The 17,378-nt window shown below is 44.4% G+C and carries 16 protein-coding genes and 1 pseudogene; 9 read left to right on the forward strand and 8 right to left on the reverse strand.

Annotated elements, in window-relative coordinates; translation table 11 throughout:
• Positions 1-76: 76 nt before the first annotated feature.
• The 4 genes from AC0J2F_RS07005 to gdhA form a co-directional block, all read right to left on the reverse strand.
• A complete protein-coding gene (locus AC0J2F_RS07005) occupies positions 77-2,482 on the reverse strand; it encodes a TonB-dependent receptor (RefSeq protein WP_473007040.1) in 2,406 nt (801 codons plus the stop codon).
• Between the two features lie 4 nt (positions 2,483-2,486).
• Entirely contained in the window at positions 2,487-3,203 is a 717-nt protein-coding gene (gene recO / locus AC0J2F_RS07010; protein WP_473007041.1) for a DNA repair protein RecO, read from the reverse strand.
• Positions 3,203-5,470: a type IX secretion system anionic LPS delivery protein PorZ gene (gene porZ / locus AC0J2F_RS07015; protein WP_473007042.1), complete on the reverse strand. Its 2,268-nt coding sequence runs from the start codon at positions 5,468-5,470 to the stop codon at positions 3,203-3,205. Before porZ ends, recO begins: the two co-directional genes overlap by 1 nt.
• A gap of 212 nt (positions 5,471-5,682) precedes the next feature.
• A complete protein-coding gene (gene gdhA / locus AC0J2F_RS07020) occupies positions 5,683-7,026 on the reverse strand; it encodes an NADP-specific glutamate dehydrogenase (RefSeq protein ID WP_473007043.1) in 1,344 nt (447 codons plus the stop codon).
• A gap of 253 nt (positions 7,027-7,279) precedes the next feature.
• On the opposite strand from gdhA, the pseudogene AC0J2F_RS07025 reads away from it, so the two are divergent.
• A pseudogene (locus AC0J2F_RS07025) lies at positions 7,280-8,066 on the forward strand (THC0290_0291 family protein).
• Here the strand turns inward: AC0J2F_RS07025 and AC0J2F_RS07030 are convergent.
• Positions 8,063-9,205, reverse strand: a complete 1,143-nt coding sequence (locus tag AC0J2F_RS07030) for a cystathionine gamma-synthase (protein WP_473007044.1) — start codon at positions 9,203-9,205, stop codon at positions 8,063-8,065. The pseudogene AC0J2F_RS07025 and the gene AC0J2F_RS07030 sit on opposite strands and share 4 nt — an antisense overlap.
• 84 nt (positions 9,206-9,289) lie before the next feature.
• Between AC0J2F_RS07030 and AC0J2F_RS07035 the strand changes: the two genes are divergently transcribed.
• A complete protein-coding gene (locus AC0J2F_RS07035) occupies positions 9,290-10,063 on the forward strand; it encodes a DUF3298 and DUF4163 domain-containing protein (RefSeq protein ID WP_473007045.1) in 774 nt (257 codons plus the stop codon).
• Here the strand turns inward: AC0J2F_RS07035 and AC0J2F_RS07040 are convergent.
• Entirely contained in the window at positions 10,038-10,499 is a 462-nt protein-coding gene (locus tag AC0J2F_RS07040) for a DinB family protein (RefSeq protein ID WP_473007046.1), read from the reverse strand. The genes AC0J2F_RS07035 and AC0J2F_RS07040 overlap by 26 nt on opposite strands.
• 83 nt (positions 10,500-10,582) lie before the next feature.
• Here AC0J2F_RS07040 and AC0J2F_RS07045 point away from each other — a divergent pair, with 83 nt between their 5' ends.
• Together AC0J2F_RS07045 and AC0J2F_RS07050 are read left to right on the forward strand one after the other, a co-directional pair.
• Positions 10,583-10,933 carry an arsenate reductase family protein gene (locus tag AC0J2F_RS07045; protein ID WP_473007047.1) on the forward strand — a complete coding sequence of 117 codons (351 nt, stop codon included), beginning with the start codon at positions 10,583-10,585 and terminating at the stop codon, positions 10,931-10,933.
• Positions 10,930-11,832 carry a DMT family transporter gene (locus tag AC0J2F_RS07050; protein WP_473007048.1) on the forward strand — a complete coding sequence of 301 codons (903 nt, stop codon included), beginning with the start codon at positions 10,930-10,932 and terminating at the stop codon, positions 11,830-11,832. The genes AC0J2F_RS07045 and AC0J2F_RS07050 overlap by 4 nt, the downstream gene beginning before the upstream one ends.
• A 30-nt stretch (positions 11,833-11,862) precedes the next feature.
• Here AC0J2F_RS07050 and AC0J2F_RS07055 read toward each other — a convergent pair whose 3' ends face one another.
• A complete protein-coding gene (locus AC0J2F_RS07055; RefSeq protein ID WP_087523977.1) occupies positions 11,863-12,342 on the reverse strand; it encodes an acyl-CoA thioesterase in 480 nt (159 codons plus the stop codon).
• Between the two features lie 101 nt (positions 12,343-12,443).
• Here AC0J2F_RS07055 and AC0J2F_RS07060 point away from each other — a divergent pair, with 101 nt between their 5' ends.
• Genes AC0J2F_RS07060 through nadD form a run of 5 tightly spaced genes read left to right on the forward strand, consistent with a single transcriptional unit; the run spans position 12,444 to position 15,814 of the window.
• Positions 12,444-13,400, forward strand: a complete 957-nt coding sequence (locus tag AC0J2F_RS07060; RefSeq protein WP_473007049.1) for a YheT family hydrolase — start codon at positions 12,444-12,446, stop codon at positions 13,398-13,400.
• Positions 13,393-13,746 carry an SdpI family protein gene (locus tag AC0J2F_RS07065; RefSeq protein WP_473007050.1) on the forward strand — a complete coding sequence of 118 codons (354 nt, stop codon included), beginning with the start codon at positions 13,393-13,395 and terminating at the stop codon, positions 13,744-13,746. Before AC0J2F_RS07060 ends, AC0J2F_RS07065 begins: the two co-directional genes overlap by 8 nt.
• 41 nt (positions 13,747-13,787) lie before the next feature.
• Positions 13,788-14,645: a YicC/YloC family endoribonuclease gene (locus AC0J2F_RS07070; RefSeq protein WP_473007051.1), complete on the forward strand. Its 858-nt coding sequence runs from the start codon at positions 13,788-13,790 to the stop codon at positions 14,643-14,645.
• Positions 14,645-15,223 (forward strand): guanylate kinase, encoded by a 579-nt coding sequence (gene gmk, locus AC0J2F_RS07075; protein ID WP_473007052.1) that lies wholly within the window; start codon positions 14,645-14,647, stop codon positions 15,221-15,223. The genes AC0J2F_RS07070 and gmk overlap by 1 nt, the downstream gene beginning before the upstream one ends.
• A 6-nt stretch (positions 15,224-15,229) precedes the next feature.
• The gene (nadD, locus tag AC0J2F_RS07080) at positions 15,230-15,814 is read left to right on the forward strand and encodes a nicotinate (nicotinamide) nucleotide adenylyltransferase (protein ID WP_473007053.1); all 585 of its coding nucleotides are present in this window, start codon (positions 15,230-15,232) and stop codon (positions 15,812-15,814) included.
• Positions 15,815-16,356: 542 nt separating this feature from the next.
• On the opposite strand, the gene AC0J2F_RS07085 is transcribed toward nadD, so the two are convergent.
• On the reverse strand, positions 16,357-17,289 hold the full coding sequence (locus tag AC0J2F_RS07085) for a nicotinic acid mononucleotide adenyltransferase (protein ID WP_087523968.1): 933 nt from the start codon (positions 17,287-17,289) through the stop codon (positions 16,357-16,359).
• Positions 17,290-17,378 lie beyond the last annotated feature (89 nt).

The raw sequence follows: 17,378 nt of genomic DNA on the forward strand, positions 1-17,378 counted from the left end.
TTGAGCTTGATTCAAGGACTAGTCCTTGAAAAACACAGGATTTTAAGACAAAAGAATAAGCAAAAAAAAAGAAAACCTAAAAAGAATACTTAACCGCCATAACCAAATTCCTCCCAGGAGCAGCGATTCCAGAAGAATACGGGCGGTAACGCTCGTCAGTAAGGTTCTCTAAGTTAGCCGTGAACAATAAAGACTCACTAAGCTGATATTGGGCTCCCAAATTCAAGGTCATCCAATCTGGAGCAAAAGGGTTTCCGTTCTCGTCTAGGGCATAGAGAAAAGCATTATTCTGCTGACTTGGCGCCAGATCTGTAAAGTCGAACTGGCCGTTGTATTCCACAAAGGCGTCTAGAGTAAGTTTCTTGCCGCGATAGGTCAAACGGGTATTTCCAAAAGGAGGAGCCGCATGGCGTATCGGCGCCTGAGAGCCGTCATCTTCTTCGGTATAACCGTCGGTAATGCTGTATTGTGATCTGAGGCGGAGGTAGTCTGTGAAATTAATGTTCAACCCAGCTTCAAAACCATAAACCCGTGCCTCTCCGGCATTTTGAATGGCCTGCACATTGCTCGGCTCGCCTTGATAATCAATAAGGGTCTGCCCGTCTAAAGTAAAGTCTCGGCGTACCAAAGCATCGTCTAGGTGGGTATAAAAGGTAGTGGCGTCTAATTGTACCACATTTTCAAAGTTCAAGGTGACTCCCAATTCTCCGCTGTAGGCGTATTCGGGTTTCAAGTCTGGGTTGGGCACCACCACAGAACCAGGTTCAGAGTCAAAGACCTTCCCTACATCGTCTATATTAGGCGCTCTAAAGGCTGTTGAGAAATTGAGCTTCCAACCAATGGTCGGGTTGGGGTTCCAGGCCAAACCGGCAGAACCGGTAAAGGCTCCTGTATTTATCTCGGCCTTGTCAAACGGAAAATCAAAGAAGGTATCGTCAAAGGTGGCATCCAAAAGCACATGACTGTATCGCAATCCGCCTTGAAAATTAAGCTGTGGGCTGAGCTTCCACTGTAAAGAAGAATAAGCGGCAATAGACTGCCAGGTAGATCCGTCCGGATAACGCGAAGCATCGGCTACCATAGTGCCATCAATGATATTGCGTTGGGCTCCGCTGGAGAACACTTTATTATATACATATTCGGCTCCGTAGAACAAACTGGCCGATCCTATTTGCTTGTTAAAGTTCAAGTTGGTGTTAATAGCAGCCACGCGTTCAGCGTTCTCAAAGAGAATATCCGATCCAAAATCGCGGTCGTTACGACTTTCCTTGAACTGCTGAAAGCTCCCAATCCATTTTGCCTCGTCAAAAATGCCGTTTTCTGCCTTGTGTTGCACCTGCAGCTTGGTGGCCAACCATTCTTGGGGCCCGTAAAACCATTCAGCAGAGCGCAATTGCCCCTCGCTTCTGCGGATGAGTCTGTCGTAGCGCGGCACATCACCGGTGGAAGTATAGAACAAGCCCAAGTCGAAATCCCAGCGTGCGCTTGGGTTGTAGCGCAGCTTTTGCATCAAATTGAATTGGCTATAAGCAGTACCCACTTGCCGTTCAGGGTCGTCATTGCTGCTGATCACATCTTCTCCACCAATGCGCTCCACAAAATCAGGGCGCAAATAATCTTCTGGGCCACGAGAACCCATGCGTAGATCGCCAAAATCGCTAAAGGTTACCGAAGTGAGAAAAGCCCACTCTTTCATCCCGATATTGAAATCGATATGGCCGGTCTTTTCGTTATTGGCCGAGGAATAACGCGTAAAGGCATTTCCAGAGAGCGACATACCCTCTACAAAGGAGAAACCTGGTCTTTGGGTAAAAAAGTTCATCACCCCACCAACGGCGTCCGAGCCATAGACCACAGAACCCGGGCCTAAGATAACCTCGGTGCGCTCTACCGTAAACGGATCTATAGAGATCACGTTTTGCACGTTTCCGGCGCGGAAAATAGCATTGTTAAAACGGATCCCATCTACAGCAATTAAAACCCTATTGGTAGAAAAACCACGGATCATAGGGCTTCCACCACCCAGTTGACTCTTTTGTACATATACTTGGCCACTGTTCTCTAAAAGGTCTGCGGCGGTCTGCGGATTGAACTTACTCACGTCTCGCTGCGAAACGGTAAGCACCTTTTGAGCAATGTCTTTCTTGTCTTGAACAAACTTGGTCACCGAAAGAACCACTTCTTCCAACTGATCGGAGTCTTGGGTAAGTACTACGCGGTTGTTCTCCTGAATGATACGCGATTTTCTAAGCTGCCGCGTCTTGTGCGAAATATGCTGAAAAATAATAGGCTCGTTCTGCGGAAACGCATCCAGATTGGCCTTGCCGTCCAAGTCTGTGATGGTCGCAAAATCTTTGCTGAAGGTATAGATGGCGACCCCAGAAATAGGTTGTTGGTCAGCATTGCTAACCACCTGTATTGTCTGGGCGTTGCACAGCGTTAATCCCCCCAAAAATAAGAGCGCAAACAGGGTATTTCGCATGAAACTAAAACAGTTGATTCAACACCGTCAAAGACTGGGGTGCTTTATAATTTTGCAAATGTAGCTGATAATACCTCAAAAGCAAATTAAGCACCGCCAATCGGCCTGATTTTGGCACTTTGACGCTTGTAGATGCATCAAAATCTATACCGAAAAACTGCTTAAAATGCCCAACTACCTCCTCGCAATTGCACATCGGGTCAATGACCGCTTCGGTGAATCTGCCTTCAAGTAGATGAAAACAAGGCAATTCCATTGCCTGATCGTCTGGGTAAAAGCCCAAATAACGACTCAGTTGCAATAAAAAAACAATATGAAAATTCGCAAAACTGTTGGCTTCATCTAACCAAACAAAGGATTCCGCCAAATAGTCGAACAGCGGCTTGTTGGGCTCTTCTTCTTGAATGGAGTGCTGCAGCATCTCTGCCAAGAACATCACCAAAGCCTGTTTTACTATGTCTGTATGTAACTCTTGATAAGGCACCAAAAGACGCGCCTCTTTAATGTATTCCAAGTTGCGATTGTCCTTGTGGTTGGCCTCAATTTCTAGCAGACTAAGGGGTAAAAAAAGGGCCTTTTTAAGCTTGCCCTTCTTGCTTTTTAAAATACCGCGCAGCAAATAAGACTTAAGCCCGGCTTGCCGGGTGTAGCATTTTACAATTAGGTCGGCCTCGCCGTATTTTAAGGATGAAATGACCAGTGCAGGCGTAGTGACATGCATTAGCGAACAATCATGATTTTAGAGATCTTGGTCTCCAAGGCATCTTCTGTAGTGGCCATAATGAAGTATACTCCGGATTTTACCCGATACTTGCCAAAGGCCGTGGTGTCCCATTGCACACTACCTCCTTCTGAGGTCTCTTCAAAGACCAAATTGCCGAGCAGATCGGTGATCTTTACGTTGGCGCCTTCTGTAAGGCCATCTATGGTTACCGGACCGCTGTATTCTGGGCGTACCGGGTTAGGAAAAGCGTAAAGTCCTTGTAAATCGTCTCGTGGATCTGTAGCGCGCCCATTAAAGGCGACCAATCCGTTGGTGGTTGCAAAATAGACCCGTCCACTCAGGCCGTCAATGGCAATGTCTTGCACATTGTTAGACGGCAGCGGAGAATTGTCTTTGGTAAATCGTTGCAAGGTCTCCTGGCCGTTGGCCGAAAAATAAAAGACCCCAGAGGTTGCAGTAGCCACCCATTTGTTGTTGGAGCCGTCTACCTCTATATCGGTAATGGGCTGCTCAAAAAGCAGCTCTTGCGGCACACCGTTCTCTAGTATGATGATCTGGTTGGTGTCTATATTACTGCCCTCTTCAAATACACCTCCAACATTGAAAAAGACACGCAGGCCTTGGGTAGTTCCTATCCAAAGGCGGTTATTGTTGTCGAATTCTAAGGCGCGGACATCGTTAAAAGGCAGGTTCCCACTGCCAATACCTTCTGCTATCCTTCTGAATTCTCCGGATTGCGGATTGTGCGCAATAACACCGTTCTGTGCAGTTCCGAAGTAAACAAAACCTTCACGACTCACTTTGAGTTCAGTAAGGGCCAGATCTCCATCTGGGATCACTGAGGTCACATCCGTAGAGGCAATTCCTCCGCCGGGTGTTAATCGTTTTAAACCATCGTCTACCAAAGATTGCACGAACCACAAATTCCCTTCCCGATCAAAGTCGGCCCCGTAAATACGGATGTCTGTAATTTCTGTGGATATGGTCTCTAGCGGGCTGTTGCTGTCGTCTAAAAGTATAGTAGGCACGCCTTCTCTAAGCTCCATAAGACCCGAATTGAACGAGCTGAAATAGACCTGAGAAGTGTCGGCCGGATTTATGGTCACGTTGACTATATCGTTGGCCTGAAAGATCTCGTCATAGCTGTAGTTGCGCCAAGTTTCATTAAACAAACGGCTCATTCCAAAACGACTCAAGGGGAATGGGTTAAAAGAAACCGTAACATCACCAAAGGTGGCATAGAGTTGATTGGGCGCCGCGTCTATGGCAAATACGCGATTGCGCAAAGGTCCGTCTGGTAATATCTGCGTGGGTGTATTGCTGCCAAAAGGAACCTCTAAAAGTCCGAACTCTCGGGTTCCCATATAAATGTTGTTGTTTTTAGCAGTTGCAACATTAAGACGATAGTCAAAACCTGGTAAACTGGTTACAAAGGCAACTTTTTCAAAATCGGTATTGTAAACGTGTACTTGTGTAAGTGTGGTAGCAATAAGGTATTCCTCTGTGGCATGAAAATCTACGATACCCTCATCCAAGGTCTCTAAAAGGGTAAAGCCGCCGCCTTCATTCTGTCGAGAGATCTGCCCTGCGAATCGAGACAAGTAGAGTGTTCCGGCAAAGTTTACCACCCCGCGCTGGGCAGTAATAACAGTTTCCCAGAGGTTAAAGTCTATAAGATCTGGACTGGATTGATCTGCCCTTTTTAAGCCTTCTAAAGGCGACAAAGCATAGATAAAACCATCTACTACAGTAGCCTGAATGATCCTAAGTCTGGTGCCTCCAGTTCCTATAAAAAAGGTGTCTCCAAACTCCAGTGCGTTGAGATCGTATTCCGAAAGACCAAAGTCTGTACTGATGTACAGTATGTCTTCAAATTCATAAAAATGGTTGATCTTTTTTTCATCTGGAGGGATGGTAGGCTTGTCTAGAATATCCACCACAGAAACAACCTCTCCATCGTCTAAGACCACCTCGATGAGGCCGTTCTCATAACCGATTATGGTCAAGTCATTGGCCTGACTGTAATAAATGGCAGAAATAGCCTCGCCAGATAGCCCCTGTATAGAAGAAGTAGTTTCAAACTCGCGAGTAGTGAGGTCGAACTCGTAATAGGCATTCTCTGCAGCCACCACCAGCTCATTAGGACCTTCGGCAATATCCATGGTCGCGTTATAGGAAAAGTACCCTACCCAACTGTCCTCAAAATTTTGAGCAGTCGACCAGAGACCCATCAGCAAAAAAACAAAGAATAGTGCAGATCGCATGCAGGAAGCTTTTCTTCTAAATAACACGCTAAAATAGTTTTTATTGCTAGAACTGTCTTGGCGTTATCTCTAATTGCCAAAAAATAATTTCTATAACTCTAATTTTTAGCTTAAGCAGAGACAACCCCAAGGCAATTCTCTCCTTTATCCATCTACAAAAAAGCCGCCGAAACTATTGCTTCGACGGCTTGAATATCTCTTAAAAGTGCTATTTATACCACTCCTTGCGCTAGCATCGCATCTGCTACCTTTACAAAGCCGGCAATATTGGCTCCTTTTACGTAATCTACGTAACCGTCACCGTCTTTACCGTACTTCACACAGGCATCGTGGATGTCGTTCATGATCTTGTGCAAGCGCTCATCTACCTCTTCTGCGCTCCAGCTGATACGCAACGAGTTTTGAGACATCTCTAGACCCGAAGTAGCTACACCACCAGCGTTAGAGGCCTTTCCTGGAGAGAAAAGGATCTTCTTATCGTGAAATACTTCTATCGCTTCTGGAGTACAAGGCATGTTCGCCCCTTCTCCAACACAGAATACGCCATTCTCCACTAGCATCTTGGCTTCTTCGCCGTTAAGTTCGTTCTGAGTAGCACATGGTAAGGCAATATCGCCCGCAATGCTCCAAGGACGAGCTCCTTCATGGAAACTAGCCGATGGATATTGGTTAACGTACTCTTTGATACGCCCGCGCTTATTGTTTTTAAGATCCATGATAAAGGCCAATTTATCGGCATCAATACCATCCGGATCGTGAATGAATCCGCCAGAATCACTCATGGTCACAACGTTTCCGCCCAATTCAGTGGCTTTTTGACAAGCAAACTGGGCTACGTTTCCAGAACCAGAAATCAATACGGTCTTGCCTTTAAAGCTCTCTCCTCGGGTTGCTAGCATGTTTTGCGCAAAGTATACGTTTCCGTAACCGGTAGCTTCCGGACGGATTAGTGATCCACCATAAGCCAAACCTTTTCCTGTCAAAACTCCGGTAAACTCGTTGCGCAGACGCTTGTACTGCCCAAACATATAGCCGATCTCACGACCACCTACACCGATATCTCCGGCAGGAACGTCCGTATCTGGTCCGATGTGGCGGGCCAATTCGGTCATAAAACTCTGACAGAAGCGCATTACTTCTGCATCTGACTTTCCTTTAGGGTTGAAGTTGGATCCTCCTTTACCACCGCCCATAGGCAAGGTGGTCAAGCTGTTTTTAAACACTTGCTCGAATCCTAAGAATTTAAGAATGCTCAAGTTCACAGAAGGGTGAAAACGCAATCCGCCTTTGTAAGGACCAATGGCCGAGTTGAATTCAATACGATACCCTTTGTTTACCTGAATGTTGCCAGCGTCGTCTGTCCATGGCACGCGGAACATAATGGTACGCTCAGGCTCTACCATACGCTCTAAAAGCTTGGCGTTCTGATACTTTTCGTTGGACTCGATGAATGGGATCACAGTTTCTGCTACCTCAGTTACGGCTTGCATGAATTCCGGTTCGTTCGGATTGTCTGCAGCAACCGCATCGATAAAGTCTTTAATGCTTTGTTTCATTTTTAGTTTAATTTAACGCTCCGGAGCTCTACTCCTAAAGCGTCGCTAAATATGCTTTATTAAGGTTGATTCGTCGTTCCCCGGCGGAGAACCTAACCCGATCTACGAAAACGTTTGCGTAAATCGGGGCAAAGATAGCCTATCTCTATAAATGAGGCTTTGTTTTTCATAAAATTCGCACTTAAAAAAGCTTAATTTCCTTGTTAAGGGTATTTTTATATATTTGCTAAGTCTCAAATCAATCCGTAATACCATGAAAACCAGATATGCATTCTTGGTCTTCGTCTTATTTTTAGCGGGCAGTTCTGCCGTACGTGGCCAACTTGGGTTTTCGCACGAGGTAGGACTTCTGTCTGGTCCGGTCGCCTTCCAATCGGACTATGGTCTGCACAATAACTTCGAAACAAACAAAGGAAACATGGGTATCGGTTTTGCCCTTGTTCACTATATCAACTTCGCATATAGAGCGGATTGTAACTGTTATGCTCGCGATACCTACTTTAGCGATCACTTCAAAGTTCGCTCTGAGATCGACTTCCATTACACCAAGTTGAATCACTTCGGAGAAGAGGCAGAAAGCCCTATAGATGAAGGACAAGACTTACGCGACATGGAAGGTCGAGGCCAAGTATTTGAGATCGGAACCGGATTGGAATACTTCCCTTTTGAGTATTAGAGACTATGTGGCGGGAGCTTACCGCTGGGCACCTTATGTGGGCGTCGGATTCCATTATGTAAGTTTTAACCCACGCACGACTTCGCGTCAGCCGGGTATCATCGGACTTTCACCAGAAAACACCTTCGATCCATTTATTGGCGGGGTAAACGACCAACAAGACAACACTTGGTCTATTGTTTGGGGAATAGGAACGCGTTTTAAATTGAGTCCTTTAAGTGACCTACTTATCGAATCGCGTTGGCACTACTACCTCTCTAACTGGGTAGACGGCCTTAACCCTAACGACGAGACTTATCTAGCCGATAAGTACAACGATTGGATCTACTGGGTTCAGGTAGGGTATGTGTATTACTTGGATTAAGCCAAGGCTTGTTTTAAATCAGCAACTAGATCTTCTGCATCTTCGATCCCCACACTGAGGCGGATCAAGGAATCCTTTATTCCTGTTTTTTCACGTTCCTCTTTAGGAATGGAGCCGTGCGTCATGCTTGCTGGATGTCCCGCAAGCGATTCCACACCTCCCAAGGATTCTGCCAGGGTAAAGATTTTAAGCTTTTCTACCACATTCACGGCGCCTTGATAGGAATCGTCTACAGTAGAAAAACTCATCATGCCTCCAAAATCCTTCATCTGGGCTTTAGCCACCTGGTGGTTGGGATGGTCCTCAAACCCTGGCCAGTACACCTTATCGATCTTTGGATGACCTCTTAAAAACTCTGCTACGGCACGGCCGTTCTCACAATGACGCTGCACACGCAAATGCAAGGTCTTAATTCCTCGCAATACTAGAAAGCAATCTTGCGGCCCAGGAACAGCTCCACTAGAATTTCTAATGAAATACAACCTATCTGCTAACTCTTGATCCTTAACAATTAAAGCGCCCATAATAACATCTGAATGCCCTCCGAGGTATTTGGTAGCAGAATGCATGACTATATCCGCTCCAAGGTTCAAGGGTTGCTGTAAGTAAGGCGTGGCAAAGGTATTATCTACCCCCAAGAGCAGCTTATTGGCTTTGGCCACCGCAGCTATTGCTTTAATGTCTATGATATTCAGCATGGGGTTGGTAGGAGTTTCTACCCAGATCAACTTGGTATTCTCATTGACATAAGAAGCCACCTTGTCTGCATGCTGCATCCCCACGAAATGAAACTTCACACCAAACTTTTCAAAGATCTGTGTGAAGAGTCGGTAGGTTCCGCCGTAAAGATCATTGGTAGATATCACCTCATCACCTGCTTTGAGCAACTTGAGTACCGCATCAATAGCAGCCAATCCAGAGCCAAAGGCAAAAGCGTGATTTCCATCCTCCAAAGCAGCCAAAGAAGCTTCTAAGGCAGATCGGGTGGGATTACTGGAACGGGCATATTGATGCCCTTTATGGCCTCCAGGAGTAGTTTGCGAATAGGTGCTGGTCTGATAAATAGGTGGCATGACCGAGCCGTAAGCCGGATCTATTTCGTGTTGCCCGCCGTGTATGGTTTTGGTATTGAACTTCATCGCCTAAATTTTACTTTATAAAAATACGTTATCTGGGACTCATTATTAAATTAGTGGCTACCTTTAAGCACATAAAACTTGCCCGTGAATAATCGCCTGTATTTTCTTTTGCTTTCCTTGCTGATGTTGTCTGCTTGTAGCGATCCTAGCAGCTTGAATTTTATTCAAAAAGAGGTAAATCCCGGAGCTCTGATGCTTTGTGAACAAAGCCGATGTCCGGAGATCTCGGTTTTTTATGTTGAGGCCGATCCTGCAGATCCCAGAGCGGCTTTAATCAATCCGCAGATAGAAAAACAATTGGGAGAGATAATAAGCAGTACCGTAATGCCTGGCGACAGTTTAATTGCTGGCGTGCAGCCTGCCGTAGATGCCTTTATAAAGAGCTTTCAAGATTACTACGGAGACTTCCCAGAAGATGCCTTGACCTACGAATTAGAATTGGAGCATAGGCTGAGCTTTCAAAACGAAGACCTTATAAGTCTCAGTACCGTTTATTACACTTATACGGGAGGAGCCCACGGTTATGGTAGCGAGGCCTATTTGAATTTAAACCCGGAGACAGGAGTAGCATATACTTTAGATGAGCTCATCGATGATGTAACAGAGTTCACCGCCTTCGCAGAACGCAGTTTCCGCACTCAAAATGGCATTGCCTTGGACGCAAACATCAGTAGTGGCCAATTCTTGTTCGATGAGGACACTTTCTTTTTACCTGACACCTACGGATTCACCGATACTGGCATGGTCTTCTATTACCCAACCTATAGCATTGGCAGTTATGCAGACGGCCCAGCGACCTTGACTTTCAGTTGGAAACAAATAGGGCCTTGGCTCAATATCCCAGTGCCCGCTTTATAGCCATCACGTAGCCCAAATGCAGGCCTTCGTGAAAATTGTTGAACTCAATGGCTTCGTCCACATTGGATAAAGTTGTACCCGTCGAAACTGTGTATTCCTTATAGCGGCTAAAGAGTCCTTTGTTGTAATCGGCTCGGGTTTTATCCAGCAAACTAAAAAGTTGCTTGCGCAGCAGATCCACTTCTGTTTGGCCAACATTAGCGGTAACCTGACTTCCTTTTCTGTAGTCGGATACTTCTTGTTCGCTAAGCCCCATAGGCAATCCGGAAAGATTATACACCAAAAGCTGTTGGGTAACCACCACGTGTTTAATGTTCCAAAAAATGTTATTTCTAAAATTAGGTGGCACTGTGTTGAGCTGCTCTAAACTGAGATCGGCTAAGAATCTGTCCAGGATTGTTCGGGTTTTATAAGAGGTATATATGCTGAATTCCATATTCAAATTTTTATTAAAGGTAGTTCATTTGGAGTGGATTGCCGTATTTTTGTAAAGAAGCTGAATCAACCAAAAATACCATCATGCGCACTGTATTTCACCTTGGCACTTGCAATACTTGTCAACGTATTTTATCGGAGTGGAAACTCCCGTCGGATGTAAAATTACAAGACATCAAAACAGAAGCTATCACGCCCGAACAATTGGACCACATGCAACAATTGGTAGGTAGTTACGAAGCCTTGTTTAGCAAACGCGCTCAACTTTATCGCGGCCGTGGATTACACGAAAAAACCTTGAGCGAGACCGATTACCGCGAACTTATTTTAGATCATTACACCTTTTTAAAACGTCCGGTTTTAGTGTTGGACAACCAGATCTTTGTTGGTAACAGTAAGAAAGTTGTCGCAGCCGCGTCTGAAGCTCTATCATGAACAACTTAAGATGGCTCGCCCTTTTGGCCGCTACGGCTGCCAGTACCATATACGGCATTAATCACACCATTGCCAAAGGCCTGATGCCCGATGTTATTGGCGCATACGGCTTTATCATATTACGTGTGACAGGTGCCGCTGCCTTGTTTTGGCTGGTGAGCTTGTTCTTCCCCAACGAAAAAATAGACAAAAAAGACTGGCCGCGTTTTGTGGGTTGTGCTGCTTTTGGCATGGTGATCAATATGTTGATGTTCTTTAAGGGGCTGAGTTTATCTACACCAATAAACAGTTCGGTTGTCATTACTTTGTCTCCAGTTTTACTGCTGATCTTATCTGCATTCTTTTTAAAAGAGCGCATCACTTTTATTAAAGCTGCCGGAATTGGAATTGGTTTGGCCGGAGCCTTAATGCTGATCCTGTTTGGGGCAAAAACCCAACCCAATGCTCCTAATATTCCCTTGGGCAATTTGCTTTTCATTGTCAACGCGGCGAGTTATTCTGTGTACTTGATTATGGTTAAACCCTTAGTGGCTAAATACAGCTCCATTACCTTGATGAAGTGGTTCTTTCTCTTTGCGGTATTTATGAATTTGCCAGTAGGCTGGAACGAATTTGCTGCTGTAGATTGGACAGGGCTCGACTGGAATCAGATCTGGGGGCTGAGCTTTGTTGTGGTGGGAACCACCTTTATGACCTATTTACTTAATGTGTTTGCCCTTAAGGAGCTGAGTCCATCAACTATAGGAGCCTTTATATATCTGCAACCTGTGATCGCAACAGCATTTGCTGTACTGGCAGGAGCAGACACCTTGAACAGTTTGCGAATTGGTGCCGCCGTAATGATCTTCACTGGGGTCTACTTATCTAGTAGGAAGCGAAAAAATCCAATTAAGAAATAAAAAAGCCCTCTTAGGTAGAGCGCTTATCTTTTAATCGTCCAGGTCTACCGGACGTTTGCCTGCGGCTCGCATATCGTCTTTGGTGAGCCATTTGAAGTCCTTGGTCTTTGGAGACTCCTCTAGCAGCTCCATCAAGTCTTCTGGCAGAGGCGTTAGTTTGCGGGTCATTAAGTTTATCCACGCTCCTTGCATTTCACAATGCGCCATGTTGCGCCCTTTGTGATCGTAAAAATTGTGAACGAATCTAAAGAAGGTCCCATCCTTGCTCACGCCTCCCAATTCAAAGCTCACGCGGATCTTCATACCCTGAAAAGCCTCTTTGAAGTAAAAGATGTTCTCGTTAAAAACTACCGGGCCAATTTGATGTTTGGCCATAGCTTTCATATCTATTCCGCGATCGATCAAGAAGCTCATTCGAGTATGCGACATGAAGTTTACGTAAGCACTGTTGGCCAAATGTCTGTTGGCATCTATATCGCTCCAACGGATCTCAAATTCTTTTAGGTACATGGGCAAAATTTTTTGTCAAAGATACTTGTTTCTACTATGCGTGCATAATATCTGCAGCTATAAAACCAACAATATCCAATAGACATTGGTAACTTGCAACAATGCCACTACTGACCCCTAAATACCAACCCGCTGCCTGGATAAAGAACGGCCACTTGGCAACGATCTATTCTGCCAAGTTGCGTCGCGTGAACAATCCGTATCAGCAACGACAGCGTCTTGAACTGCCCGATGGTGATTTTGTTGATCTGGACCTTATTCTTGAGCCGAGCAGCACCAAATACGCGATCCTTTTACACGGCTTGGAAGGAAATACCGCCCGATCTTATATGAAGGGAGCCGCCCGTGCCTTAGCCGATAAAGGTTGGAACGTTGCTGCCTTGAATTTCAGAGGATGTAGTGGAACTCCCAATAGAAAATATTACACTTACAACGCCGGGCGCACAGCCGATCTTGAATTTCTAATAGCTCATCTGCACGACAGCTACGAAGTGGACCAACTTGCCTTAGTCGGGTTTTCCTTGGGCGGGAACCTCTTGCTTAAGTTCTTAGGCAGCAAACAAGTTGGTTGGGAATTGGTCGATAAAGCCGTGGCAGTCTCGGCCCCGCTAGATCTGCACGGTACACTCAAAGCCCTTGACAGAAGAGAAAACTGGTTGTATCGCACAGTCTTTTTAAAAAGCCTGAAGCAAAAACTCTATCAGAAAGCAAAACAGTTCCCCGATAGGATATCCTTTAAAACGATCCGTGAAATTGATTCACTTTACACTTTTGATAATCTATATACGGCTCCGGCTCACGGCTTTGAGGACGCCCTTGATTATTACACCCAAAACAGTTGTAGGCAGTTCTTGCCAAACCTAGCAACACCAAGCTTGCTGCTCAATGCAACCAATGACAGTTTTCTGAAACAAACGGAGAGTTTCCCAACAGCACTGGCACAAAGCTCTGAATATCTTTATCTCGAAACTCCAGAACACGGTGGGCATGTGGGTTTTGTTGCACCAAATGCGCTATATTACAGCGAACTTAAAATTTGTGCATTTTTAGATGACTGATGCAGTAGAACTATACATTTCACTTGGCTATTTAGGTGTGATGATCCTTTTGGCTTGGCTGTTTAACAAATATCCTCCCAAAAAGATCAATTCTTTTTACGGCTACCGTACGCCCAATTCTATGAAGACGCAAGCGACTTGGGATTTTGCCAATCACTATTCCAGCCAGTTGATGATCAAAATCACTATCTACAGTTTTGCACTACCTTTTATGTGTTATCTGTTTTATCCGCATTTGAATATACTGATCACCTTGGTGGGGCATTCGACCTTGTTGATTTTGATCTTGTTTTTTACCGAACGCGAGCTCAAGTCGCGATTTGATAAAGACGGCAACCCCAAGTAGGTCGCTATTTCTTACCTTTGCCCAGTATTAATCTGCGCAGTATGATACAATCCATGACTGGTTATGGGAAGGCCATAGTTAATCTCCCAAATAAAAAGATAACCATTGAGCTCAAATCACTCAATAGTAAAAACCTGGATCTGAACGCCAGAATTCCATCCCACTATCGAGAAAAGGAGTTGGAGATCCGCAACAAGGTCTCTAAAGCCTTGGTTAGGGGAAAAATAGACTTAGGACTCTTTGTAGAACTTACAGGAGAAGCTACATCTACAAGTATCAACGGCGCTGTAGTACAAGAATACATTCGTCAATTGAACATTGTAGTGCCTGGAGATGCCATGGATCACCTGCAGATGGCTATGCGCTTACCAGATGCGCTTAAAACCGAACGAGAGGATATCGATCCGAAGGAATACGCATCTATCTTAGAAGCTTTAGAAACGGCTTTGGCAGCAATTAAGAATTACCGTAGCAGTGAAGGAGCCGATCTGGAAAAAGATTTCAAACAACGCGTGGCAAATATCAGCGAACATTTAGAAGCTGTGAAAGCTATGGACCCAGAACGTATGGGCAGTGTACGTGAACGATTGACCAAGGCTGTATCTGATCTGAAAGAGCAAGTAGATCAAAATCGCTTTGAGCAGGAACTGATCTATTATCTGGAAAAGTACGATATCAACGAAGAGGTGGTTCGCTTGCAAAGCCATTTGGACTACTTTATACAAACCATGGACGGAAAACAGTCCAACGGAAAAAAACTAGGGTTCATCTCTCAGGAAATGGGCCGCGAAATAAATACTATTGGTTCTAAGTCCAACTATGCCCCGATGCAACAAATAGTTGTGCGCATGAAAGACGAGTTGGAGAAGATCAAAGAACAATGCCTTAACGTACTCTAATGAACGGCAAGCAAGGAAAACTCATTGTATTCTCTGCCCCTAGCGGAAGTGGTAAAACAACAATAGTGCGTCATCTGTTGGCCCAAGAAAAATTGAATCTTGCTTTTTCAATTTCGGCCACTAGTCGCGAACCTCGTGGTGAGGAAAGGGACGGCAAGGATTATTATTTTTTGTCCCTTAAAAAGTTCAAGCAGCACATAAAAGACGGTGACTTTCTGGAATGGGAAGAGGTGTATCGCGACAATTTTTACGGTACGCTAAAATCAGAGGTAGAAAGACTTTGGGCAGAAGGCAAGCATGTGATTTTTGATATTGACGTAGCCGGTGGTCTGCGCCTTAAGCGAAAATTCCCGGAACAGACCTTGGCCGTTTTTGTAAAACCGCCAAGCGTAGACGAGTTAAAGATCAGACTTAAAAAACGCAAGACCGAAGACAAGGCCAAAATAGATATGCGCATTGCTAAGGCCTCGGTAGAATTGGCAACTGCGCCTCAGTTTGACCATATCATTTTAAACGACACCTTGGAACACGCTCTAGAAGAGGCAGAGGACCTGGTGGATGACTTTGTAAATTCATAAAACAAGGTGGGTAAAAAAGTCGGTTTGTTCTTTGGTACTTTTAACCCGATTCATATTGGGCATTTGACCATTGCTAATCATATGGCAGAACACTCCGATCTGGACGAGATCTGGTTGGTGGTCACTCCGCATAATCCACACAAAAAGAAACGAACCCTTTTAGAAGATCATCATAGATTGGCTATGGTTCGTATTGCTGTAGAAGAATATCCTAAACTAAAGGCCAGTAATATAGAGTTTGGTCTGCCGCAGCCTAATTATACGGTCAACACTTTGGCCTATTTAGAAGAGAAATATCCAAAGCACAGTTTCGCCCTGATCATGGGAGAAGACAACTTAAAGAGCTTTACCAAGTGGAAGAATCACGAGGTTATTGCTGAGCGGCATGAGTTGTATGTTTATCCACGAATTAGTGAAGGTGAAGTAGATCCGGCTTGGAAAGATCACCCCAAGGTTAAGCGTATAAATGCGCCCATAATGGAGATCTCTGCCACCTTTATCCGTAAAGCCATTGCAGACGGAAAGAACATCAGGCCGCTTTTACCCGACAATGTTTGGGTATATCTGGACGAGATGAACTTTTATAGGTAGTTGTCTTCGCCGCTTTATGTGATTGGAATTTTATGAATGTACAACCGGGGACTTACATCCCCTCCCCAATTCAAATTAGTTTATTTCCGTTCCTGATGAAAGGAGTTGATCATTTGTTTTATGAATTCAACAGCCATTCCCATTTAGATCTCGAAGGGACAACGGACGAGTTGAACTTCATTGAATGGTTATCACTAGAGGTCTTGAGGTTCGCTAATAAGTTTGTGCAATGAGCGACAGATTAAAAAGTGAAAAGTATACAGTTATTGGCCTTTGTACGATAATAAGAATCGGTGGTAATTGATTTTTAACTCCGGGGACTTACATCCCCTCCCCAATTCAAATTAGACTATTTCTTAAGCTATTAAAAGTAGTTGCTGTCTGATTTTATAAATCTAATCAGCGCTGCAGCAAGATTTCTGGGTGAACTTGAAAGCATTCCTTCTTGCAACTGGACAAAAAAAGAACCGCTCCCAAAAATTAACACTTCTATTAACTTTTTAGGGAGCGATTCCCAACTAAATAACCAACCAAAAAAACTTTTAAGTCTTAACTAACTCTTTTATTTGAGCCTGTATGTCCGCTTTACTTTGGCGTTTAACTTCGGCTCTCTTGTATTGTATGTACCCCCGTCCTTTGTATCGGTATAACGTACCCGATTGCGGGTGGTAAAGTTCGATGGTGCTGTCATTGATAACGTGGAGTTCAAAGTATTCATTGCCCAAATAATCATAATCTAGTGTTAAATATTTTATGTAGGGATCACTCGCATCATCAGCTACATTATATACCCCTTCGTAATCCCAAAATATAAAATCAATATTCGTGCCAACTGGGTCTTTAGAACTCCTAAAATTATCTAAACCTCCTGCCGGTAAGAACTGTAAAAAGTTCTCCTTGTCAAACGGATTAGCATCACCATAACTACTGGTCATAGTATTTTCCCAAGCCACATACTCCTGCAAGAAGTAATGAATGTTGTCATAGAATACCAGATCGTAATCAAAAGTGTTTCGCTGATACCCCACCAAAACATAGCTAATATTAGCAGGGCGGTAATAAACACGGATCTCGTTATGGCTCAATGGTGTAATTTCTAGTGGATAGAATCCATCCAGGTCGTGGTTCACCTCTAAAATGTAATCGTATTCGAGTACATCGTAGTATCCCACATCAAGTCCGAATCCGTTTCCTTGACTCCCGATACCAACCAGGTTGTTGTTCGCCCAAAGTGTTCCGTTTAAAAAAGAAACTGTAAAGGCCTTTTGCAAGAATGGGATCTCTCCATTTCCTGTGGTACGGTTAATGTCTACATACCAGAGTTCGTGCGAATTCAATACCGCAGATAGTGGAACAGGGTCCGGAATAGGATCGTTCACCACGACAACATCGTCTTCGTAAATAACCTGCGTAGAACAGGCCGAAAAAATAAGGGCCAAAAAGGCAAGTACTGAAAGTGATTTTAATGTCTTCATATCCTTGGTATTAAAGTTCAGTTAAGGAAATTCAAACAACGTGCCAAACTCACAATTACTTGATATACAATTAATTACAAGCTATTTTT

It is taken from the genome of Gilvibacter sp. CC01 (assembly GCF_055755295.1).

Bases quoted from the DNA above. Each gene is read 5' to 3' on its own strand.
- gmk (WP_473007052.1), top strand. From the start codon at position 14,645: ATGAACGGCAAGCAAGGAAAACTCATTGTATTCTCTGCCCCTAGCGGA.
- AC0J2F_RS07040 (WP_473007046.1), bottom strand. From the start codon at position 10,499: ATGGAATTCAGCATATATACCTCTTATAAAACCCGAACAATCCTGGAC.
- AC0J2F_RS07085 (WP_087523968.1), bottom strand. From the start codon at position 17,289: ATGAAGACATTAAAATCACTTTCAGTACTTGCCTTTTTGGCCCTTATT.
- porZ (WP_473007042.1), bottom strand. From the start codon at position 5,470: ATGCGATCTGCACTATTCTTTGTTTTTTTGCTGATGGGTCTCTGGTCG.
- recO (WP_473007041.1), bottom strand. From the start codon at position 3,203: ATGCATGTCACTACGCCTGCACTGGTCATTTCATCCTTAAAATACGGC.
- AC0J2F_RS07060 (WP_473007049.1), top strand. From the start codon at position 12,444: ATGCCACTACTGACCCCTAAATACCAACCCGCTGCCTGGATAAAGAAC.
- gdhA (WP_473007043.1), bottom strand. From the start codon at position 7,026: ATGAAACAAAGCATTAAAGACTTTATCGATGCGGTTGCTGCAGACAAT.
- AC0J2F_RS07065 (WP_473007050.1), top strand. From the start codon at position 13,393: ATGACTGATGCAGTAGAACTATACATTTCACTTGGCTATTTAGGTGTG.
- AC0J2F_RS07055 (WP_087523977.1), bottom strand. From the start codon at position 12,342: ATGTACCTAAAAGAATTTGAGATCCGTTGGAGCGATATAGATGCCAAC.
- AC0J2F_RS07030 (WP_473007044.1), bottom strand. From the start codon at position 9,205: ATGAAGTTCAATACCAAAACCATACACGGCGGGCAACACGAAATAGAT.
- AC0J2F_RS07045 (WP_473007047.1), top strand. From the start codon at position 10,583: ATGCGCACTGTATTTCACCTTGGCACTTGCAATACTTGTCAACGTATT.
- AC0J2F_RS07050 (WP_473007048.1), top strand. From the start codon at position 10,930: ATGAACAACTTAAGATGGCTCGCCCTTTTGGCCGCTACGGCTGCCAGT.
- AC0J2F_RS07005 (WP_473007040.1), bottom strand. From the start codon at position 2,482: ATGCGAAATACCCTGTTTGCGCTCTTATTTTTGGGGGGATTAACGCTG.
- AC0J2F_RS07070 (WP_473007051.1), top strand. From the start codon at position 13,788: ATGATACAATCCATGACTGGTTATGGGAAGGCCATAGTTAATCTCCCA.